We start from the raw sequence: 19,964 nt of genomic DNA, 5'->3' as shown, positions 1-19,964 counted from the left end.
GACTAATGGTGAAGGATCTTGCCGAGAAAGTCCTTGGCACGGTCGCTTTTCGGGTTGGTGAAGAACTCATCGGGCTCGGCCGCCTCGACGATCGCACCGTCGGCCATGAAGACCACGCGGTTGGCTGCGCCACGGGCGAAACCCATTTCGTGCGTCACCACCAACATCGTCATGCCGTCCCTGGCGAGCGACGTCATCACGTTCAGCACTTCGTTGATCATCTCCGGGTCCAGGGCGCTGGTCGGTTCATCGAACAGCATCACCTTCGGGTTCATCGCCAGAGACCGTGCGATCGCGACCCGCTGCTGCTGGCCACCGGACAGCTGCGCCGGGTACTTGTCAGCCTGATCGGCGATGCCGACCCGCTCCAGCAGTTCCATTGCCTTCTCGCGGGCCTGGGCCTTCGACTTCTTGCGCACCTTCATCGGCGCCAACGTGACGTTGTCCAGGATCGTCTTGTGGGCGAACAGATTGAAGGACTGAAACACCATGCCCACATCGGACCGCAACTCCGCGAGTTTGCGTCCCTCATCGGGCAGCACCTCACCATCGATGGCGATGGTGCCCGAGTCGATGGGCTCGAGCCGATTGATGGTGCGGCACAACGTCGACTTGCCCGAGCCCGACGGCCCGAGCACCACGATCACCTCGCCGCGGTTCACGTCGAGGTTGATGTCCTTGAGCACATGCAGGGCGCCGAAGTGCTTGTTGACGCCCGACATGGAGATCATCGGCGCGGTCGAGGGGGTCGGATTGGCCTGCTCGCCATCCGACCCGCTCGTCTCCATGGGTGCAGACCTTACCCAGCGACTGTGCAGCGTGCCCGGAACTCGAGAATCCGCCCGGATCGCCATACTGACCAGCCCGTACCATGGGCCCGTGACTTCGATGGTGACGCGAGAGGCGGCGGCTGACCGGGCCGTTCGCCACGACGCGACCGGCGAGTCCGCGCGCGAGCAGGCGCCGGCGCGCACCTACCAGGTGCGCACGTACGGCTGCCAGATGAATGTGCACGACTCGGAGCGGCTTGCCGGATTGCTGGAAGCCGCGGGGTACCACCGGGCCGCCGATGGCGAGGACGCCGACGTGGTGGTGTTCAACACCTGCGCTGTACGGGAGAACGCCGACAACAAGCTCTACGGCAACATCAGTCACCTGGCGCCTCGCAAACAAGCCGATCCCGACATGCAGATCGCCGTCGGCGGCTGCCTGGCGCAGAAGGACCGCGACGCCGTGCTCCGCCGCGCGCCGTGGGTCGACGTCGTGTTCGGCACCCACAACATCGGATCGCTGCCCACGCTGCTGGAACGCGCCCGACACAACCGGGCCGCCCAGGTCGAGATCGTTGATGCGCTGCAGGAATTCCCGTCCGCGCTGCCGGCCGCGCGCGAATCCGCGTACGCCGCGTGGGTGTCGATTTCGGTGGGCTGCAACAACACCTGCACGTTCTGCATCGTGCCCGCGCTGCGGGGCAAGGAAGTCGACCGCCGCCCGGGCGATGTGCTCGCCGAGGTGAAGACCCTGGTCGACCAAGGCGTTCTCGAGGTGACGCTGCTCGGCCAGAACGTCAATGCCTACGGCGTCTCGTTCGTCGATCCCGCCGAGCCGAGAAACCGGGGCGCGTTCGCCGAACTGCTGCGCGCCTGCGGACGCATCGACGGACTCGAGCGGCTGCGGTTCACCTCGCCGCACCCCGCCGAGTTCACCGACGACGTCATCGCCGCGATGGCCGAGACGCCGAATGTCTGTCCGACGCTGCACATGCCGCTGCAGTCCGGGTCGGACCGGATCCTGCGGGCGATGCGACGGTCGTACCGCGCCGAGCGCTATCTCGGCATCATCGAGCGGGTGCGCGCCGCGATCCCGCACGCCGCCATCACCACCGACCTCATCGTCGGATTCCCCGGAGAGACCGAGGACGACTTCCAAGCCACGCTCGACGTCGTCGCGCAGGCTCGCTTTGCCGGCGCCTTCACGTTCCAGTACTCGAAGCGGCCAGGTACTCCGGCCGCCGAACTGCCCGACCAGGTATCCAAAGACGTTGTGGCCGAACGCTATCAACGCTTGATCGACCTTCAGGAGAAGATCTCACTGGAGGAGAACCGCGCGCAGATCGGACGCACCGTCGAAGTTCTGGTCGCCACCGGCGAGGGACGCAAGGACGCCAGCACGGCCAGAATGTCGGGCCGCGCCCGCGACGGCCGCCTGGTGCACTTCGACCCGGAGCGGCTCGACATCCGGCCCGGCGACGTCGTGACCACGACGGTGACCGGCGCCGCTCCGCATCACCTCATCGCCGACGCGGGCGTACACAGTCACCGGCGCACCCGCGCGGGCGACGCCCAGGCCGCCGGCCGGCGACCGCGCACCGGCGTGGGACTCGGCATGCCGGGCGTCGGTGCGCCTACCGAAACGCCGACAGCGACAGGATGTGCGCGATGACGTCGTCCGACGACAACGGCTTCGAGGAGTACAAGAGCGACATCGAAGCCGCCGAACGCCGCGTCGCAGGTGAGATCGACCCCGGCGCGCGGGCTCTGGTCATCGCGATCGGCGTCTTCGTGCTGCTGGTGTCGTTCATACTGCCGCACACCGGGGATGCCCGCGGGTGGGACGTACTCATCGGGGGCGAAACGGCGGCCCGCGAGGGGATCTCCCTGCCGTCGCGCGTGTTCGCTTGGCTGGTACTGGTATTCGGGGTCGGATTCTCGATGTTGGCGCTTCTCACCCGGCGGTGGGCGCTCGCGTGGGTCGCATTGGCCGGGTCGACGGTGGCGACGCTGCTCGGCCTGCTGGCGGTGTGGTCCCGCCAGACCGCAGCCGAACCCTATCCGGGTCCCGGCATCGGGCTCATCCTCGCGTGGATCGCGGTGGCGCTGGTGACCTTTCACTGGGCTCGCGCCGTGTGGTCGCGCACCGCGCTGCAGTTGGCCGCCGAGGAGGAACGCCGCAGGGCGGCCGCCGAGCGGCAGAAGAAGGGGCTGCTCGACGGCTTCGACGACGCCGACGGTTCAACCGAGAGCTGACCGCTACGCCGGACCGCCTACTTCTGGGTCGGACAGGCCTCGATCGGAACCTTCATCGCGAGGTCGCCCTGCTTCTCGAAGTGGAACGTCATGTCCACCGACTTGCCGGGTTTGGCGGTTTCCCGAAGCCCCTCGACGCTGGCCGTGAAGGGCCGATCTACGGCGCCATCGCCGACGTCTTCGATCGGTTGACCGGCGGCGATCGTGGTCTCGGGCGGAATCTGCAGCGTCGCGTCGGGAGAGAGGCGAATTGCCTCGGCGGCGGGTGTGTCGATGCCGAGCAGGCGTTCCGGCTCGGTGATCCTGTTGTTCGTCACCGTGAACGTGAGCGCCGCCGCGTCGCCGATCTGGATGGCGCACGACCCGGGTATGAAGCGCGGCACGATGAACGCGTTCTCGACCGACGTCGTCTCGGTCTCCGAACCCGCGCCCCGGTTCGACGAGTCCATGTTCGGATCGCCGCCGCAACCGGCTACCAGCACGGTGGTCACCAAACCGGCCGCCGCAGCGCGACGCCGTGAAACGGTACATGTCTTCATCTTGCGTTACCTATCTCGGATCTGTTGTGGGGCTGAGGTTCTGGTCCTGTGGAGCCGCCGAGGTGGTGGTGCGGCTGCCGCGCAGCTGACGCGCGGTGTTGATCAAGCCCACCAGGCTGAAGGCCTGCGGCGTGTTTCCCAGATGCCTGCCGTGCACCGGGTCGTATTCCTCGCTGAGCAACCCGACGTCGTTGCGCAGTCCGAGTAGCCGCTCGAACAGATCGGTGGCCGCCTCGATGCGGCCGATGCCCGCCAGCGCGTCGGCCAGCCAGAAGCTGCACGCCAGGAAGACGCCTTCCCCCCCGGGTAACCCGTCATCGGTTTTCTCCGGCCGGTAACGCAGCACGAACCCACCGTGGCTGAGCTCGGCCTGCACGGCGTTGACGGTGCCGGCGACCCGCGGGTCGTCCCACGGCAGGAACCCCAGCCGGGGGATGAGCAGCAGCGCGGCGTCGAGCTCATCGGAGCCGTACGACTGGGTGAAGGTGTTGCGGTCGGCGTCGAATCCGTTGGCGCACACCTCGCGGTGGATCTCGTCGCGCAACGCGCGCCACTTGTCGACGGGCCCGTCCAGACCCTGCTCCTCGACACTGCGCACCGCGCGGTCGACGCCGGCCCACGCCGTCACCTTGGAGTGCACGAACTGCCGCTGCGGGCCGCGCACCTCCCACAAGCTGTTGTCGGGCTGGCGCCAGTTCCCCTCGAGGTAGTCGAGCAGCGCGCGCTGAACGTCCCATGCGGTGTCGTTCGAGGGCAGACCGGCGTCGCGGGCCAAATGGAGTCCGTCGAGCACCTCGCCCCAGACGTCGAGCTGGAACTGGTCGGCGGCGCCGTTGCCCACCCGCACCGGTGCGGACCCCGCGTAGCCCGACAGCCAAGGCAACGACATCTCGGGCAGCCGGCGCCGGCCGTCGAGCCCGTACATGATCTGCAGCTGCGCCGGGTCCCCGGCCACCGCGCGCACCAGCCATTCCCGCCACTCGCGGGCTTCGGTGACGAACCCCGTGCCGAGCAGCGCCTGCAGGGTGAACGTGGCGTCGCGCAGCCAGCAGTAGCGGTAGTCCCAGTTGCGCATGCCGCCGATCTCCTCGGGCAGCGACGTGGTCGCGGCGGCGACGATGCCTCCGGTAGGGGCGTAGGTCAGCGCTTTGAGCAGCACCAGCGAGCGGCGCACCGCGCCTTCCCACGGTCCGGTGTAGGAGCACCGCGACATCCATTCGGTCCAGAACCGTTCGGTGTCGTGCAGGGCCTGTCCGGCGGCGACGGGCTGCGGTCGCGGCAGGTGTGACAGCTGGTGGGTGAGCACGAACGGGATGCGCTGCCCGGCCGTCACGTCGAATTCGGCGAACGTGGTCAGCTCCCGTCCCTGTGTGGGCACGGGCGTGCGCAGCCACACCGCGTCGGGCCCGGCGACAGCGGACAGGTCGTCACCGCGTCGGCGCACCCAGGGCACCACGTGCCCGTAGTCGAAACGAAGCCGCAGCGTCATGCGCATCGGCACCCGGCCGGTGACTCCTTCGACGATCCGCACCACCTCGGCGGACTCGTCGCGTGGAGGCATGAAGTCGATGACGCGGACCGTCCCGTCCGGCGTGTCCCATTCGCTGTCGAGTACCAGGGAGTCGCCGCGGTAGGCCCGCCGGGTTGCCGGCCCGCCGGAGGCCGGCGCCACTCGCCACGTGCCCGCGGGGTCGTCGTCGAGCAGCGCGGCGAAGCATGCCGGCGAGTCGAAGCGCGGCAGACACAACCAGTCGATCGCGCCTTCGCGGGAGACCAGCGCAGCGGTCTGAAGATCACCCAGCAGCGCGTAGTCCTCGATGGGCGGCACGCCGCTCACCTCTGGCCCTGGTCGAGCGTGACGACCACTTTGACGTCGTCGCTCTGGGCGGAAAAGGCCTCCGCGAACCGGGCAAGCGGCACGCGGCGGGTGATCAACCCGGACAGCCACGTCGGATCGGCCTTGGCCAGCGCCTCGGCGGCCTGACGGTAGTGGCGCAGGTTGGCGTTGACCGACCCGACCACCGCGTCGTTCTCGAGAACGATCTCGCGGTTGATGCTCCCGGCATCCACCCGCAGCGTTCGTCCGGCCGCCGACACCCCGGTCAGGCAGACGACGCCGTTGGCACTGGTGTTGGCGATGGCATCGAAGACCACCTTGCTGGCGCCGGTGGCTTCGATCACCACATCGGGTTGCAGACCGCCGGCGACCTCGTCGACATCGGCGTGGTGATAGGTCGCGCCCAGCGCCGCCACGAGCGCGGGCTTGGGACCGTCGGTGACGCGGTCGAGCACGTGGACGTCGAGGCCCCGTTGCGCGCCCAGCAGCGCGGCGAGCAGCCCGATCGGCCCCGCACCGGTGACCAGCACCCGCTCCGGCTCGAACCATGTGCGCTCGCCGACCAGGCGGACCTGCTCCCACGCCTTGGCCACCACGGTCGTGGGTTCCATCAGCACACCGACCTCGGCCAACCCGGGATCCAGCTTCACCGCGTAATCGGTTTCCACGGACCAGAATTCGCTGCCGAAGCCGTCGAGCGCCTTGATGCCGCGCTCGGTGTAGCGCCCGTTGCGGCACATGTCGAACTCGCCGCGCGCACACGCCCCGCAGGGCACCGGGTCGGGCCTGCGCACCACTCCGACGACCAGGTCGCCTTCGCGGAAGTCGCTGCCCTCGGGTGCCTGCGCGACCCGGCCGAGCGACTCGTGGCCCAACACCAACCGGTCGCGGTGCGGCGGCGGCCAGCCGTACTCGGCGCGCACGATCTCCTTGTCGGTTCCGCAGATACCGATCGCCAGCCCTTGCACCAACAACTCGTCAGGACCGGGAGTGGGATCTGCGAGGTCCTCCACTCGCAGCGATTGCGCTTTGGTCGGGTCAACGGTGAGGGCTTGCATGCAGGGACGTGTTCCCCGCGAACCGCTTCCCTATACGTCCGGCGCCCGGTCGGCGTCTCGCGACGACGCCCGCCTAGCTTGTTTGCTGGAATTGTGAGTCCGGGTTCACGGGGTCTTATCAGTTTCCTTTCAGGTTGCGGTACCCCTGCCCCGATAGTCTGCACATATCAGGCCGGTCGACAACGCCTAGCCGAACGGTGGGCGCTCCGGCCGGACGTCAATACCGAGAGGGAGGCCGTCATGGTATCGGCCCTGCTGGAGGCTGACTATCACGTCGATTTCGTGGAACCGGTGGGTGACGCGGATGCGGCGGGAACTCACGAGGACGACTACGACGACGTAGGCCCGCAGTGTTGCGAGCTGCGCCGCACACCTGAGGGGGCGCGACGGGATTCGCTTCGTTGCCGAATCATCACCAGATGTTTGCCATTGGCCGACCACATCGCGGGCCGCTTCGTCGGTCGCGGCGAATCGGCCGACGATCTGAGGCAAGTGGCCCGGCTGGGGCTGATCAAGGCGATCGACCGCTACGACCCGGATAAGGGCCCGTTTCTGGGCTACGCCGTACCGACGATCATGGGCGAGGTTCGACGCCACTTCCGCGACCACACGTGGGTCATGCACGTGCCCCGCAGGATCAAGGACACCCGTCAGCGCGTGCGCGCCGCGATCGGCCCGATGGCACAGCGTCTCGGCCGGGCTCCGACGGCGACCGAACTGGCCGCCGAACTCGGTGTCGACCGCGACGAGGTGGTGCAGTCGGTGGATGCGGCCGCCGCGTACCGACCGTCGTCGCTTGACGCAGCGGAATCCGGTGATCGGAAATCCGAACCGGTTGTGGCCCGACAAGGGCTCGACGACCCGCGCTACAGCAGTGTCGAGGACGCAATGACCGTCGCCGGACTGGTGAGCACGCTCACCGAGCGTGAGCGGCTGATCCTGCGCCTGCGGTTCTGTGAGAACCTGCCGCAGAGCCAGATCGGCCGGCGCCTCGGCGTGTCGCAGGTGCAGGTGTCGCGGCTGCTGGCCGCGACGCTGGAGCGGCTGCGGCAGTCTTGCCGCGAGGAATCCGCGGCAATGGGTATGTCAGTCGCATGATTGTGCTACGGATAGTGCTTTTCGCCGGGGTCGTCGCGGTGATCGTCGGCATCGTCGGCTTGTTCGCTCCCGTCTCGGCATCGCCCGAGAATCGGACACTCGAGTGCGGCAGCGCGGTGGCGCCCGATCTGTCCGCCGCCCGCGCCCACGACGACGGCAGCGCGGCCAACATCCCGGTTCCCGGTGGGGTGGTCGCCGATATCGACTACACGCGGCTGTGTGAGATGAATCTCGAAGATCGGCGGATATGGACGATCACGCTGGCGGTTGCCGGACTCGTCGCCGCTGTCGGTGCGCTCGTTCTGGGTGCCCGCCGGAAGCGAGCCGAGCGGTCACCGTAGCCGGCCCGTCCACCGCGTCGGCGTCACAGTCCGAACCGCCGCTTTCACATCGTCGCGCGGACCGGTGACGATTGCATACTGAACTTAGGAGGTAAACCTTTGCAGCGCAGACATTTCCGTGTCGGATCGGCCGCCGCGGCAGCGCTCGTGGCGGTCGCCGGGTGCACCGCGCAGTCGAGTCCGCAGGACGCGACGACATCGGCACCGGGAGCGACGTCGACACCGGCAGCGTCGTCCTTGACGCAGCCTTCCCCGCCTTCGGCGCTCGACCGCACCGGCTACGCCGATCTGGTGGAGCGCGTCAGCCCGAGCGTGGTGACCGTCGAACGCGACGGCGGCGCCGGCAGCGGTGTGGTACTTCGCCCCGACGTCGTGGTGACCAATGCGCATGTCGTCGGCGATGCCCGCGAGGTGGCCGTCATAACCGCCGCCGAGGAACGTTTGCCCGGCGTGGTGGTGGGCACCGACGAGGTGACCGACCTTGCGGTGGTCCGCGTGCAAGGCCCGGACCTGCCGGTGCCGCAGTTCCGCGAAGACCTGCCCCGCCCCGGCGAGATCGCCGTGGCGATCGGCAGTCCGCTGGGGTTCCAGAACTCCGTCACCGCCGGCGTCATCTCGGGCTTGCACCGAGACATCCCCGGCTCGGCGGCGAAGACGCAGTCGTTGGTGGATCTGATCCAGACCGACGCGCCCATCTCGCCGGGCAACTCGGGCGGCGCCTTGCTCGACGCCGCCGGTCGGGTCGTCGGGATCAACGAGGCGTACATCCCGCCGGCGGTGGGCGCCGTGTCGTTGGGCTTCGCGATCCCCGCGGCGACCGTGCTCGACGTGGCGAATCAACTTCTCGCCGACGGCGAAGCCACGCACCCATATCTCGGTATCTCGCTGGGCCGGTTGACCCCGGCGATCCAGCAGTTGCGGGGCGTGCAGGTCGACCGTGGCGCGTTGGTGACCAGCGTCGATCCGGGCGCACCGGCCGCCGTCGCGGGGCTGAGGCCAGGCGACCTGATCGTCGAGTTCGCCGGCAAGCCGATCGATGCCGTCGAGGACCTACTGGGTGGGTTGCGACAGACACAACCGGGTTCCGAGCAATCGATGGTGTTCATGCGCGGCGGTGACCGTGAGCAAACGACTGTGACGATCGGTTCGCGAACGGGCTGACGACTGCGCCCGGACTAGCACGCGGCCGTGATGCTGAACGGCGCGGTTGCGGTCCGGTGAGGGTCCTCGGCGAAGAACCCGTAGCCGGTGCCGTTGATCGTGATGCGGCCGTTGTCGCGGGTCGCCCGCAGTTTTCCGACGCCACCTGTCCACGCGGAACCGGTGAACCCGCCGAGATCGCGGATCTTGACGACCGCGGCGTCGGGACCGTCGTCGGTATCGACGATGGCCGTGAATCCTTTGTCCTCGTCCCCGCTTTCGATGGTCAGCAGCCACTTCACCTTGTGGCAGCTGACGTAGGACCGTTCGCCGGCGGGCTGGGAGTTGATGGACACCGTCGCGGTGCCACCCATGGTGTCGGGTGATGCCGGCGGTGGCGAGGAGCACCCCGAGAGACCAGCGGTCAGCAACAGCGCTGCCGCCGTGCGCATGACGCTGAGGTCTTCGACCATGATCGGGCTTTCGGGAGTCGGGCCAAGGTGATACCCGCAATGGCCGCCGGTCATACGCCGGACGTATACAGCAAATCTGGGCGGGGAATGCCAAAGTCAACGCCCGGCGAAGACGAGTAGCCGGAAGTCATCGAGGCGGCACCATGAACAAACGATTCGCCGTTGCAACAGCAGCCGTGCTGATGATCCCGACAGCATGCGCGTCGGGCCCGACCTTGCTGGACAAGCACCTCGTTCACGTGAGCATCGACGGAAAGGACGCCGGCGGGCATTTCGTCGAGTGCACCCAGGTGGGGTGGCTGTGGAACCTCGAGACGCTGGAGCAGACGCCCGGCCTCATCGCCCAGGTTCGCACCGGAGATCCGGTCGTCGCGCGGTCGGTGCAGATCAACAATCTGGGCGGGTTCACGGGCAGCTATTGGGACAAGACCACCGGTGAGGCCGAAGCCAGCCTGGTGGACGGCAAGTTCACGATCACCGGCACGGCGGTCGGGTTCTTCCACGACGACCCGGGCGAACGCACCACCGCGCCGTTCGAGATCTCCACCGACTGCTGAGCGCTCAGCGGCCCTTGCTCAGGGCCTCGGCGGCCGCGTCGGCCCACTGCCGCCACTGCTCGGCGTTGGCCCGCGCCTCCGCGGCGTCCTTGTCCCGCCCGGCCGCGGCCGCCTTTTCGGCCTGGCGCTCGAATTGCTCTGCGCGAGCACGGAACTGGTCGGCGCGCGCCTGCGCTTCCGGGTCCACGCCGTGCGTCGGCGCCTCGCGCACCTTCCTCTCGATCGCGCGCAGTCGCCGCTCCAACTCGGCGCCGCGCTCGCGGGGCACTTTGCCGATCGCGTCCCACTTGTCGCCGATGACCCGCAGGGCGGCGCGTGCCGCGTCGAGATCGGAGGTGTCGATCTTCTCCGCCTCGGCCAGCAGCGCCTCCCTGGCCTCGGCGTTGGCGCGGAACTCGGCGTCGCGTTCGGCGGTGAGCGCGTTGCGGGCGGTGAAGAACTTGTCCTGCGCCGCCTTGAACCGCTGCCACAGCGCATCGTCGACATCCTTGGCCGCGCGGCCTGCCGCCTTCCACTCGGTCAGCAGTTCCCGGAAGGCCGCGCTCGTCGGGCCCCAGTCCGTCGAATCGGCCAACTCCTCGGCGCGCACGCACAGCGCCTCCTTGGCCTGCCGGGCGCCCGCGCGCTCACGGTCGAGTTCGGCGAAATGTGAACCGCGCCTTCGGTTGAACTGCTCGCGCGCCGCCGAGTAGCGCTTCCACAGGGCGTCGTCGGTCTTGCGGTCCAATCCGCTGATCGTGCGCCACTCGTCGAGAATCTCGCGCAGCCGGTCGCCGGCCACCTTCCATTGGGTCGCGTTCGCGGCGAGGTCCTCGGCCTCGGCGGCCAACGCCTCCTTGCGGGCGGTCTGGGCGGCGCGGTGCTCCTCGCGGCGCGCCTTGTCGGCCTGCGCGGTCTCGTCGGCGTGGGCGATGATCGCCTGCAGCCGGGCGGCGATCGCGTCGACGTCGCCGAGCACATGGGCGGTCGGCAGCGTCTCGGCCAGCCCCTGGGCGGCCGCCTTGATCTTGCGGGCGTCGCCGGTGCCCGACTCCAATCGGCGCTCCATCAGCGCCACCTCGGTGTGCAGGTCGTCGAAGCGCCTACCGAAGTGCGCGAACGCCGCCTCGGTGTCCCCGGCCTGCCAGGAGCCGATGACCCGCTCGCCCGAGCCGGTGATCAGCCACACCGTGCCGTCGGGGTCGACGCGGCCGAACCGGTGCGGATCGCTGGACGGCGGCGCGGCCACCGTCGGCGCGGGGCGCCCCGGCCGACGGGACGCGGACCGCGGCGGAGCGCGGTCGTCATGTCCCTAACCTCGCCGCGCACCTGCCGCGCACCGCGGCGCCTGATCGCTGTCGAACGCTATTCAAACAGGTCGCTGGCACGCGTGCGCACGGGTTTCGCCATGACCTGCCTAAGCTCTTCGACTGAACTGCGATGACCGCTGACCTCGCTGCTCTGCTCGCGCTGGGGGCGGCGCTGTTCGTCGCGATCGGGGATGTGATCCACCTACGCCAGGCGCAGGGGGTGACCGACGAAACGGTCAGCCACATGGCGCTGTTCACGCGGCTGCTCCGCGATCGGCGATGGTGGTTCGGTAGCGCCGTCGCGGCAGGCGGATTCGCATTGCAGGCGGCGGCCCTGGGCCTCGGTTCGGTTTTGCTCGTGCAGGCGCTGCTGGTTACCTCGCTGCTGTTCGCGCTGCCCATCCACGCCCGGCAGGAACGGCGCCGGGTGACGCGTTGGGAGTGGACCTGGGCCGCGCTGCTGGCGGCGTCGGTCGCCGTGATCGTGACCGTCGGCAACCCGACCGAGGGGCAATCCCGCGCCTCGTGGGAGACGTGGGGGGCGGTGGTCGCCGTGCTGGGCCCGGCGCTGGTGTTGTGCGTGATCGGCGCCAGCATCTGGAAGGGCCCGGTGAGCGCGGTACTGCTCGCGCTGGTGTCAGGGGCGCTGTGGGGCCTGTTCGCGGTGCTGACCAAGGGCGTCGTCGACCGGCTCGACGACGGGCTGTGGGCATTGCTGCGCACGCCCGAGTTGTACGTGTGGGCGCTGGTCGCCGTCGCCGGGACGGCGTGGCAGCAGGCGTCGTTCCGCGCGGGTTCGCTGACCGCCTCGCTGCCGGCGATGACGGTCGCCGAACCCATGGTCGCGGCGGTGCTCGGCGTCGTCGTGCTGGGGGAGGCGCTGCGGCCGGGGGAGGCGGGTTGGCTGACGTTGATCGCGGCCGTGACGGTGATGGTCGTGGCGACGGCCGCGCTGGCCCGCGGTGAGGCGGTCAGCGCGGACCGGGCCGTCGCCCCGCATTAGCGTGGACGGCGTGCTGAGCGCCATCGCGATCGTTCCGTCGCCACCGGTCATGGTGCCCGAACTGGCCGCGGGCGCCGCACCTGAGCTGGCCGACCTCCGCGACGCCGTCTTCGCGGCGGTGGCCGGGCTGCCGCAGCGCTGGATCGCCGTCGGGGTGGGGCAGACCGACGCCGTCATCGGCGCCGACCACGTCGGCACGTTCGCCGGCTACGGCGTCGACGTGCGAGTGACGCTGTCGCCCGGCGCCGACGGCGACCCGGCTGCGCTGCCGTTGTGCGCGTTGATCACCGGTTGGGTGCGCGGTGCGGCGCGCGCCGACGCCTGCGCCGACGTGCGGGTCTACGCCGATGCACACGACGGCTACACCGCACAGGCCCACGGCAGGCGGTTGCGGGACGAGATCGACGGGGCGGCCGACGCGATCGGGGTGCTCGTCGTCGCCGACGGACTGAACACCTTGAACCCGTCCGCTCCCGGCGGTTTCGACCCCGAATCCGTTCTCGTGCAGACCGCGCTGGACGGGGCGTTGGCGACCGGCGACACTGCGGCGTTGGCGCGGCTGCCCGGGAGCGTCGTCGGCCGGGTGGCCTACCAGGTGCTCGCCGGTCTGGCGGAACCGCGGTCAGCCAAGGAGCTCTACCGCGGCGCGCCCTACGGCGTCGGGTATTTCGCCGGCGTCTGGCAGCCGTGAGCCGGCCGATCGCGATCGTCGGCCCGACCGGCACCGGCAAGTCGGCGCTCGCGCTGGCCGTGGCCGAGCGGGTCGGTGGCGAGATCGTCAATGCGGACGCGATGCAGATGTACCGCGGCATGGACATCGGCACCGCGAAGCTGACGGTCGACGAGCGTCGCGGCATCCCGCACCACCAGCTCGACGTGCTCGACGTGACGGAAACGGCCAGCGTCGCGCGTTACCAGCAGGCGGCCGCCGCCGACGTCGAGGCGGTCGGGAACCGAGGTGCGGTGCCACTGGTGGTCGGCGGCTCGATGATGTACGTCCAGTCGCTGCTCGACGAGTGGACCTTCCCGGCCACCGACCCGGCGGTGCGCGCCCGGTGGGAGCAGCGGCTCGCAGAGGTCGGGGCGAGCGGGCTGCATGAGGAGCTGGCGCGGGTGGACGCCGACGCTGCCGCCGCCATCATGCCCACCGACGGGCGTCGCATTGTGCGCGCGCTCGAGGTCGTCGAACTGACCGGCCGGCCGTTCGCGGCGTCGTTCCCGCCGATCGGCACACCGCGCTGGGACACCGTGATCATCGGGCTCGATTGGGAGACAAAATCTCTGGATGACCGGTTGGCACAACGGACCGACAAGATGTTCGCCGACGGGCTTGTCGACGAGGTGCGAACGCTGCTGGAGCGCGGGCTGCGCGAGGGTGTCACCGCATCACGGGCGCTGGGCTACGCACAGGTGCTCGCCGAACTCGACGCCGGCGGCGACGGCACCGCCGCCCGGGAGCCGACGTTCATCGGCACCCGGCGCTACGTCCGGCGGCAGCGGTCGTGGTTCCGCCGCGACCACCGCATCACCTGGCTCGACCCCGCCGCGTCCGATCTCGTCGAGAACACGCTGCGGGTGTGGCGGGACGTACCCTGAACACGTGAAGTTCGCCAAGGGACACGGCACGCAGAACGACTTCGTGCTGCTCCCCGACATCGACTTCGAGCTGCAGCTCACCCCGGCGGTGGTGGCCGCGCTGTGCGACCGGCGCCGCGGTCTGGGCGCCGACGGTGTGCTGCGGGTGACCACCGCCGAAGCGGCACAGCGGGCCGGTTTGTTCGCGCAGTTGCCGGAGGGCATCGCCGCCGAGCACTGGTACATGGACTACCGAAACGCCGACGGCTCGATCGCGCAGATGTGTGGCAACGGGGTGCGGGTGTTCGCCCATTACCTGCGCGCCAGCGGCCTGGAGCCCAGTGATGAGTTCGTGGTCGGCTCGCTGGCGGGCCCGCGGCCGGTGGTACTGCACGACTGGGATACGACGAGCGCCGACGTCACTGTCGAGATGGGCAAGGTGAACCAGTTGGGTGGCGGCGAGGCGATCGTCGGCGGACGGCCGTTCGCAGGCTTGGCGGTGGACGTCGGCAACCCGCATCTGGCCTGCGTGGACCCGGACATGACGCTCGAGGAGCTGCTCGCACTCGATGTCGCAGCGCCGGTGTCGTTCGACGCGGCGCAGTTCCCTGAAGGGGTGAACGTCGAGGTGCTGACCGCCCCGGTGGACGGCGCGGTGTCGATGCGGGTGCATGAGCGCGGCGTCGGGGAGACCCGATCGTGCGGTACCGGCACCGTCGCGGCCGCCGTCGCGGCGCTGGCGTTCTCCGGTGCCACCGCCGGCACCCTCGACGTGCGGATTCCGGGCGGCGAGGTCTGCGTCACCATCACCGATGCCAGCAGCTACCTGCGTGGACCGTCGATCCTGGTGGCGCACGGGGAGCTGTCCGAGGAATGGTGGAGCGTTGCGCAACGTTAATTGGGGTGCATGAAAAGTGATCTCCGTGCGAATCTCTATTCGCCCATGACGTATCCCGATTTCCCGATCCGCGACACCCCGAGCGCGGGTGAGCTGGCCCTCGAAGACCGCACGGCGCTGCGCCGCGTGGCCGGTCTGTCGACCGAACTCGCCGATGTCTCCGAGGTCGAGTACCGCCAACTGCGCTTGGAACGCGTTGTGCTGGTGGGGGTTTGGACCGAAGGCAGTGCGGCCGACGCCGAGGCCAGCCTGGCCGAGCTCGCCGCGCTCGCCGAGACCGCCGGCTCCGAGGTGCTCGAAGGACTGATTCAGCGACGCGACAAACCGGACGCCTCGACCTACATCGGCTCGGGCAAGGCCGCCGAACTGCGCGAGATCGTGCTCGCGACCGGCGCCGACACCGTGATCTGCGACGGTGAGCTCAGCCCCGCCCAGCTGACGGCGCTGGAGAAGGCGGTCAAGGTCAAGGTGATCGACCGCACGGCGCTCATCCTCGACATCTTCGCCCAGCACGCGACCAGTCGGGAAGGCAAAGCGCAGGTCACGCTGGCGCAGATGGAGTACATGCTGCCCAGGCTGCGCGGCTGGGGCGAGTCGATGTCCCGGCAGGCCGGCGGTCGCGCCGGCGGGGCCGGCGGCGGCGTGGGTACGCGCGGTCCCGGTGAGACCAAGATCGAGACGGACCGTCGCCGCATCCGCGAGCGGATGGCCAAGCTGCGCCGAGACATCAAGGACATGAAGAAGATCCGCGATACGCAGCGCAGTGGCAGACGCCGCAGCGAGGTCCCGTCGATCGCCATCGTCGGATACACCAACGCGGGCAAGTCGAGTCTGCTCAACGCGCTGACCGGCGCCGGGGTGCTGGTGGAGAACGCGTTGTTCGCCACCCTCGAACCGACAACGCGCCGAGGCGAATTCGCCGATGGCAGGCCGTTCGTGCTGACCGACACGGTAGGTTTCGTCCGCCATCTGCCGACCCAGTTGGTGGAGGCGTTCCGCTCCACGTTGGAAGAGGTCGTCGACGCCGATCTGCTGGTGCACGTCGTCGACGGGTCCGATGCCAACCCGCTCGCCCAGATCAACGCGGTGCGCGAAGTGGTCAACGACGTCGTGGGAGCCGCTCCGGCGACATCGAGCGGGGCCGACCACGACGGCACCCCTGCGCCGGAACTGTTGGTGGTCAACAAGATCGACGCCGCCGACGGTCTTACGCTGGCGCAGTTGCGCCGCGCCCTGCCCGATGCCGTGTTCGTTTCCGCGCGCACCGGTGACGGGTTGGACCGACTAGAGCAGCGGATGGCGGAGTTGATCACGCCGACGGACACGACGGTCGACGTGACGATCCCGTACGACCGCGGCGATCTGGTGAACCGGGTGCACGCCGATGGGCGGGTGGACGCCACAGAGCACACCGCCGAGGGCACTCGGATCAAGGCTCGGGTGCCGGTCCCGCTGGCCGCCGCCCTGCGCGATTACGCGACATTCTGAACCGTTCTCACACGCGAAAGGGCGCAGAGGGATTCACCCCTCTGCGCCTTTCCTGTGGTACGAACTAGTCCCGTTCGCCGTCTGGCCGCTGTTCGGCCTCTTGACGCTTCTCAGCGGTTTTTGCCGCGGCGCGGGCGCTCTCGGCTTCGGCTTCCTTCTGAGCGGCGTTTCGCTGGGCATCCGCCTTGTCCTGCTGCGCTTGCCCCTCGCGGTACAGGTCGTCACGGCCCGCGACGGCGCCGAGCACCTCTTTGGCCTTGCCCTTCACTCCTTCGACGACGCCCTTGACGGCTTCCTCGGGTCCACTGTTGTTCTTGTCGGACACTGCGGGTTCCTCCCCTTCGGTTCAGTAGTGGCCTCGGAGTTCCCTGACGACGTTGTCCGCCAAACGAAGAGTGGGCTAGGTCACACGCCCTTGCCGCAGGATGTCGAACCATTCCGCTGTCCCGGTTTCTGCTTGCCGCGTCGGCGATCGTCTGCGTCGCCGGACGGACGACGTCGATCAGATGAGCGCACCGCCGTGGCCGAAATCGTATTCGTCAGAAACGCATGCGGAATTGATCATCGGCGACCCGAAATTGCTGGCTGGCTACGCATATATGAGCGATATCGCGTGGCAAGAGCCACCATCGAACGGCACGCGCAAACTATTTGTGGTTTGCACATCACGGTGGATGGGCGAACTCATCGGCCGCGGGCCATGGTTGTTCCGAGACAAATCCGAGCGGCACGGCGGGGTTATCCATAGCGAACGGGCTATTGGCGGGTATTTTCTTTCCGAGATCGGCGTGTTCGTTGGTTATTGACGTCTGCTGACAACACAGTTGACGGGCGCGAAATCTTCGAGCGAAATTTCGTGCCGACCAGGGAGGACGAATGATCGGGCAGAACAGCCGGGGCACGACGGTGTGGGGCCGGATGGTGATCGGTCTGCTCGCAGCCGTAGCCCTGGTCTTGGCGCCGGTGGCCAGCGCCACGCCGGAATCCGATGCCGCCAACGCCGCCATCACGGCCGCCTGGGAAGCCAGCGGCGGCGACGGTGGCCCGCTGGGTCCCAAACAGGGTGATGTGTACCCGGCGGGTGAGGGCTTCGCGCAGAACTTCGCCAGCGGCAAGATGTTCTTCACGCCCGACACCGGCGCGCACTACATGCGCGGCGCGATCTTGGAGAAGTACGAATCGCTCGGCGGGCCCGCGGACAGCGACCTGGGTTTCCCGACCATCGATGACGTGCCCGGGCGCGCTCCGGGCAGCTTCAACACCACGTTCAGCGCCAGCGACAAGCCGGTGATCTTCTGGACGCAGGAGACCGGCGCAAGGGTGGTGCGTGGCGCGATCAACGCTGCGTGGGACAAGTTGGGCGGCTCGACGGGAGCGCTGGGAGTGCCCGCTGGCGACGAGACCTACCGCGGTGACCTCATCTCCCAGAAGTTCACCGGCGGCGAGCTGACGTACAACACCCGCGACAAGACGTTCACCACCGTGCCACCCGAACTCGCAGAGCAGTTGACCGGTCTGCAGGTGCCAGGCGATCCGATCTCGCAGATCAACGCGGCCCGCCGCGCGGCCGGTGGCCCGCTGGGACCGCTTGGCGCCGCGGAAGGACCGCCGTATCAGATCGGCGAGGACGGCCTCGGGCAGAACTTCGCCGGCGGCAAGATCTTCTACAGCCCGGCCACCGGCGCGCGGGTGGTCACGGGCCAGGTTCTCGCCAAGTACGAAAGTCTGGGCGGGCCCGAGGGAGAGCTCGGGCTTCCGGTGTCCAGCGAGGCCGACGGAGGACTACCCACCGCAAGTCGCGTGGCGAGGTTCGCCGCCGAAGACAAGCCGGTGATCTTCTGGACGCCGGACCATGGCGCGGTCCTGGTGCGCGGCGCGATGAGCGCAGCCTGGGACAAGCTCGACGGCGCCGAGGGCAAGCTGGGCGCACCGGTGGCCGATCAGACCGAGAAGGGCGATGTCGTCACGCAGCGGTTCACCGGCGGGGTGGTCTCCTGGGACCGGTCGTCCGGCGAATTCAGCACCGAGCCGGCCAATCTGGCGGCCGGGTTGGCCGGCCTCGAGGTGCCCGCCCAGCAGACCCCCGAAACACCCGGCGCGCCACAGGCCTCGGACTCCGCCGGCGACAACGGCTGGTTCCAGTGGAGTTGGTGGTGGCTGCTGGCGATCGTCCCGGTGCTCGTGCTCGTCGCCCTGGTGGCGTTCGCGGCCATGCGCAACCGCCGCCGCGGTGCCGACGATCATCCCGGCTTCGACGACGACTACGGCCGGTACGGCGGCGACGGCGAGCAGGTCTACAGCACGGTGGGGGCGGGGGAGCAGGCGTCCAGCGGTGGCGACTACTCGGCGGCGATGTTCGGCGACCGCTATGCCAGCGAAGGGCTTGGGGCGCTCTCGCCGCCGGGGGAGCCCGCCAGCTCGGCTGTCGACCCCTGGGGAGCGGCGCAACGCGGTGACGATGCGGCAGCGCCGGACCACATCGACGAGGGCCTTGGCGAACGGACTGACGAGCCAGAGGAGAACCCGGACAACGTCGATACAGCGCCGACGCTGATACCGACGGCCGTCGAGCGCGATACGACCGGTGGACCGATCGAGGGCGAGACCTCCGCCGAGCCCGATACATTCGCCGAACCAGTCGAACACGAACCCGAACCGGAACCGGAACCCGAACCGGAACCGGAACCGGAACCCTTCCAACGGGATGCACTGACCGACACCGGCCGTCACGCCAAGATCATCGTCGACGAACCGGAAGTGCCGAGTCCCGCGTTCCGCCTACCGCTTGGCGGTTCCGACGAGGCGCCCCAGGGATACGCGATCAAGGCCGACACCCAGTCCGGCCGGTACTGGTTGCCCGGCACCGCCGGCTACGACGAGGTGCGCGCCGAAATCTGGTTCTCCAGCGAGGACTTCGCGCGCACGAACGGTTTCGTCAAAGCCGACTAGATCTTCCGGATGACGGTGACGACCTTGCCGAGCACCGCGGCGTCGTTACCCGGGATCGGATCGAAGGCCGGGTTGTGCGGCATCAGCCACACCTGACCACGCGTGCGTTTGAACGTCTTGACCGTGGCCTCACCGTCGATCATCGCGGCCACGATGTCGCCGTTGTCTGCGACGTTCTGCTGACGCACGACCACCCAGTCGCCGTCGCAGATCGCCGCGTCGACCATCGAGTCGCCGACGACTTTCAGCAGGAAGAGCGAGCCCTCACCGACCAGCTCGCGCGGCAGCGGGAACACGTCCTCGACAGCCTCTTCGGCGAGGATCGGCCCACCGGCGGCGATCCGCCCGAGCACGGGCACGAACATCGGCTCCGGTAGCGCGTCGGAGCCCGCGACATCGGTGGCGACGATCGCGGTCACTGCCTCGTCGGCACCACGCACGTCGACGGCGCGCGGGCGGTTGGGGTCACGCCGCAGGTAACCCTTCCGCTCCAGGGTGCGCAGTTGGTGCGCCACCGATGATGTAGAAGTCAGCCCGACCGCGTTGCCGATCTCCCTGATGCTCGGGGGATAGCCGCGTGTTGTGACCGATGACCGGATCACATCGAGAATTGTGCGTTGGCGTTCGGTGAGCCCAGGGTCAAGTGCCCGCCCCCCGCCGGTGCCGTCCGGAGTACCGCTGCTGGAGTCCATG

General features: G+C 68.9%; 21 protein-coding genes. 13 read left to right on the top strand and 8 right to left on the bottom strand.

What is annotated here, in order from left to right; genetic code table 11:
• Window positions 1-2 precede the first annotated feature (2 nt).
• Complete coding sequence (locus tag G6N18_RS06805) at window positions 3-731, bottom strand: amino acid ABC transporter ATP-binding protein (RefSeq protein ID WP_165757331.1); 729 nt, start codon at window positions 729-731, stop codon at window positions 3-5.
• Between the two features lie 157 nt (window positions 732-888).
• On the opposite strand from G6N18_RS06805, the gene miaB reads away from it, so the two are divergent.
• Both miaB and G6N18_RS06795 read left to right on the top strand, forming a co-directional pair.
• Window positions 889-2,442, top strand: a complete 1,554-nt coding sequence (miaB, locus tag G6N18_RS06800; RefSeq protein WP_083000018.1) for a tRNA (N6-isopentenyl adenosine(37)-C2)-methylthiotransferase MiaB — start codon at window positions 889-891, stop codon at window positions 2,440-2,442.
• Window positions 2,430-3,026 (top strand): Rv2732c family membrane protein, encoded by a 597-nt coding sequence (locus G6N18_RS06795; RefSeq protein WP_082999948.1) that lies wholly within the window; start codon window positions 2,430-2,432, stop codon window positions 3,024-3,026. Before miaB ends, G6N18_RS06795 begins: the two co-directional genes overlap by 13 nt.
• Before the next feature lie 17 nt (window positions 3,027-3,043).
• On the opposite strand, the gene G6N18_RS06790 is transcribed toward G6N18_RS06795, so the two are convergent.
• From G6N18_RS06790 to G6N18_RS06780, 3 genes are read right to left on the bottom strand one after another with little or no spacing between them, the layout of a single operon-like run.
• Window positions 3,044-3,565, bottom strand: a complete 522-nt coding sequence (locus G6N18_RS06790) for a copper chaperone PCu(A)C domain-containing protein (protein ID WP_082999949.1) — start codon at window positions 3,563-3,565, stop codon at window positions 3,044-3,046.
• Window positions 3,566-3,575: 10 nt separating this feature from the next.
• On the bottom strand, window positions 3,576-5,393 hold the full coding sequence (locus G6N18_RS06785) for a glycoside hydrolase family 15 protein (protein ID WP_083000019.1): 1,818 nt from the start codon (window positions 5,391-5,393) through the stop codon (window positions 3,576-3,578).
• Between the two features lie 5 nt (window positions 5,394-5,398).
• Window positions 5,399-6,460 carry a glucose 1-dehydrogenase gene (locus G6N18_RS06780; protein WP_082999950.1) on the bottom strand — a complete coding sequence of 354 codons (1,062 nt, stop codon included), beginning with the start codon at window positions 6,458-6,460 and terminating at the stop codon, window positions 5,399-5,401.
• 240 nt (window positions 6,461-6,700) lie between these two features.
• Here G6N18_RS06780 and G6N18_RS06775 point away from each other — a divergent pair, with 240 nt between their 5' ends.
• The 3 genes from G6N18_RS06775 (at window position 6,701) to G6N18_RS06765 (ending at window position 9,060) form a co-directional block, all read left to right on the top strand.
• On the top strand, window positions 6,701-7,558 hold the full coding sequence (locus tag G6N18_RS06775; RefSeq protein WP_082999951.1) for a SigB/SigF/SigG family RNA polymerase sigma factor: 858 nt from the start codon (window positions 6,701-6,703) through the stop codon (window positions 7,556-7,558).
• Window positions 7,555-7,899, top strand: coding sequence for an LPXTG cell wall anchor domain-containing protein (locus G6N18_RS06770; RefSeq protein ID WP_082999952.1), 345 nt, complete (start codon window positions 7,555-7,557; stop codon window positions 7,897-7,899). The genes G6N18_RS06775 and G6N18_RS06770 overlap by 4 nt, the downstream gene beginning before the upstream one ends.
• Before the next feature lie 99 nt (window positions 7,900-7,998).
• Window positions 7,999-9,060, top strand: coding sequence for a S1C family serine protease (locus G6N18_RS06765; RefSeq protein ID WP_082999953.1), 1,062 nt, complete (start codon window positions 7,999-8,001; stop codon window positions 9,058-9,060).
• Between the two features lie 14 nt (window positions 9,061-9,074).
• On the opposite strand, the gene G6N18_RS06760 is transcribed toward G6N18_RS06765, so the two are convergent.
• On the bottom strand, window positions 9,075-9,566 hold the full coding sequence (locus G6N18_RS06760) for a lipoprotein LpqH (protein ID WP_082999954.1): 492 nt from the start codon (window positions 9,564-9,566) through the stop codon (window positions 9,075-9,077).
• Between the two features lie 89 nt (window positions 9,567-9,655).
• On the opposite strand from G6N18_RS06760, the gene G6N18_RS06755 reads away from it, so the two are divergent.
• Window positions 9,656-10,069 (top strand): lipoprotein LpqH, encoded by a 414-nt coding sequence (locus tag G6N18_RS06755; protein ID WP_082999955.1) that lies wholly within the window; start codon window positions 9,656-9,658, stop codon window positions 10,067-10,069.
• Window positions 10,070-10,073: 4 nt separating this feature from the next.
• On the opposite strand, the gene G6N18_RS06750 is transcribed toward G6N18_RS06755, so the two are convergent.
• On the bottom strand, window positions 10,074-11,297 hold the full coding sequence (locus G6N18_RS06750) for a DUF349 domain-containing protein (RefSeq protein WP_163689819.1): 1,224 nt from the start codon (window positions 11,295-11,297) through the stop codon (window positions 10,074-10,076).
• A gap of 191 nt (window positions 11,298-11,488) precedes the next feature.
• Here G6N18_RS06750 and G6N18_RS06745 point away from each other — a divergent pair, with 191 nt between their 5' ends.
• Genes G6N18_RS06745 through hflX form a run of 5 tightly spaced genes read left to right on the top strand, consistent with a single transcriptional unit; the run spans window position 11,489 to window position 16,322 of the window.
• A complete protein-coding gene (locus G6N18_RS06745; protein WP_163689816.1) occupies window positions 11,489-12,361 on the top strand; it encodes a DMT family transporter in 873 nt (290 codons plus the stop codon).
• Window positions 12,362-12,371: 10 nt separating this feature from the next.
• Window positions 12,372-13,052: a class III extradiol ring-cleavage dioxygenase family protein gene (locus G6N18_RS06740; protein WP_083000020.1), complete on the top strand. Its 681-nt coding sequence runs from the start codon at window positions 12,372-12,374 to the stop codon at window positions 13,050-13,052.
• Window positions 13,049-13,957: a tRNA (adenosine(37)-N6)-dimethylallyltransferase MiaA gene (gene miaA, locus G6N18_RS06735; protein WP_082999958.1), complete on the top strand. Its 909-nt coding sequence runs from the start codon at window positions 13,049-13,051 to the stop codon at window positions 13,955-13,957. The genes G6N18_RS06740 and miaA overlap by 4 nt, the downstream gene beginning before the upstream one ends.
• A gap of 4 nt (window positions 13,958-13,961) precedes the next feature.
• Window positions 13,962-14,834 carry a diaminopimelate epimerase gene (dapF, locus tag G6N18_RS06730; protein ID WP_067214989.1) on the top strand — a complete coding sequence of 291 codons (873 nt, stop codon included), beginning with the start codon at window positions 13,962-13,964 and terminating at the stop codon, window positions 14,832-14,834.
• A gap of 45 nt (window positions 14,835-14,879) precedes the next feature.
• Window positions 14,880-16,322, top strand: coding sequence for a GTPase HflX (gene hflX / locus G6N18_RS06725; protein WP_109749341.1), 1,443 nt, complete (start codon window positions 14,880-14,882; stop codon window positions 16,320-16,322).
• A 64-nt stretch (window positions 16,323-16,386) separates the two neighbouring features.
• Here hflX and mbp1 read toward each other — a convergent pair whose 3' ends face one another.
• A complete protein-coding gene (gene mbp1 / locus G6N18_RS06720; protein WP_067215000.1) occupies window positions 16,387-16,647 on the bottom strand; it encodes a microaggregate-binding protein 1 in 261 nt (86 codons plus the stop codon).
• 181 nt (window positions 16,648-16,828) lie between these two features.
• Here mbp1 and G6N18_RS06715 point away from each other — a divergent pair, with 181 nt between their 5' ends.
• Together G6N18_RS06715 and G6N18_RS06710 are read left to right on the top strand one after the other, a co-directional pair.
• Complete coding sequence (locus G6N18_RS06715) at window positions 16,829-17,128, top strand: hypothetical protein (protein ID WP_133052436.1); 300 nt, start codon at window positions 16,829-16,831, stop codon at window positions 17,126-17,128.
• 70 nt (window positions 17,129-17,198) lie between these two features.
• Window positions 17,199-19,271, top strand: a complete 2,073-nt coding sequence (locus G6N18_RS06710) for an LGFP repeat-containing protein (protein ID WP_179962377.1) — start codon at window positions 17,199-17,201, stop codon at window positions 19,269-19,271.
• On the opposite strand, the gene lexA is transcribed toward G6N18_RS06710, so the two are convergent.
• Window positions 19,268-19,963 carry a transcriptional repressor LexA gene (gene lexA, locus G6N18_RS06705; RefSeq protein WP_067215277.1) on the bottom strand — a complete coding sequence of 232 codons (696 nt, stop codon included), beginning with the start codon at window positions 19,961-19,963 and terminating at the stop codon, window positions 19,268-19,270. The genes G6N18_RS06710 and lexA overlap by 4 nt on opposite strands.
• Between the last annotated feature and the right edge of the window lies 1 nt (window position 19,964).

It is taken from the genome of Mycolicibacterium celeriflavum (assembly GCF_010731795.1).
GTDB lineage: Bacteria > Actinomycetota > Actinomycetes > Mycobacteriales > Mycobacteriaceae > Mycobacterium > Mycobacterium celeriflavum.
The sequence above is the reverse complement of the archived record's forward strand: the minus strand, read 5'-3'. Positions and strand labels throughout refer to the sequence as shown.

Excerpts from the sequence above, each read along its gene's own strand:
- G6N18_RS06795 (WP_082999948.1), top strand. The coding sequence starts at position 2,430 with ATGTGCGCGATGACGTCGTCCGACGACAACGGCTTCGAGGAGTACAAG.
- G6N18_RS06760 (WP_082999954.1), bottom strand. The coding sequence starts at position 9,566 with ATGACCGGCGGCCATTGCGGGTATCACCTTGGCCCGACTCCCGAAAGC.
- G6N18_RS06790 (WP_082999949.1), bottom strand. The coding sequence starts at position 3,565 with ATGAAGACATGTACCGTTTCACGGCGTCGCGCTGCGGCGGCCGGTTTG.
- G6N18_RS06745 (WP_163689816.1), top strand. The coding sequence starts at position 11,489 with ATGACCGCTGACCTCGCTGCTCTGCTCGCGCTGGGGGCGGCGCTGTTC.
- hflX (WP_109749341.1), top strand. The coding sequence starts at position 14,880 with ATGACGTATCCCGATTTCCCGATCCGCGACACCCCGAGCGCGGGTGAG.
- G6N18_RS06710 (WP_179962377.1), top strand. The coding sequence starts at position 17,199 with ATGATCGGGCAGAACAGCCGGGGCACGACGGTGTGGGGCCGGATGGTG.
- G6N18_RS06805 (WP_165757331.1), bottom strand. The coding sequence starts at position 731 with ATGATCTCCATGTCGGGCGTCAACAAGCACTTCGGCGCCCTGCATGTG.
- G6N18_RS06715 (WP_133052436.1), top strand. The coding sequence starts at position 16,829 with ATGAGCGCACCGCCGTGGCCGAAATCGTATTCGTCAGAAACGCATGCG.
- G6N18_RS06770 (WP_082999952.1), top strand. The coding sequence starts at position 7,555 with ATGATTGTGCTACGGATAGTGCTTTTCGCCGGGGTCGTCGCGGTGATC.
- lexA (WP_067215277.1), bottom strand. The coding sequence starts at position 19,963 with ATGGACTCCAGCAGCGGTACTCCGGACGGCACCGGCGGGGGGCGGGCA.
- G6N18_RS06755 (WP_082999955.1), top strand. The coding sequence starts at position 9,656 with ATGAACAAACGATTCGCCGTTGCAACAGCAGCCGTGCTGATGATCCCG.
- miaB (WP_083000018.1), top strand. The coding sequence starts at position 889 with ATGGTGACGCGAGAGGCGGCGGCTGACCGGGCCGTTCGCCACGACGCG.
- G6N18_RS06775 (WP_082999951.1), top strand. The coding sequence starts at position 6,701 with ATGGTATCGGCCCTGCTGGAGGCTGACTATCACGTCGATTTCGTGGAA.
- G6N18_RS06780 (WP_082999950.1), bottom strand. The coding sequence starts at position 6,460 with ATGCAAGCCCTCACCGTTGACCCGACCAAAGCGCAATCGCTGCGAGTG.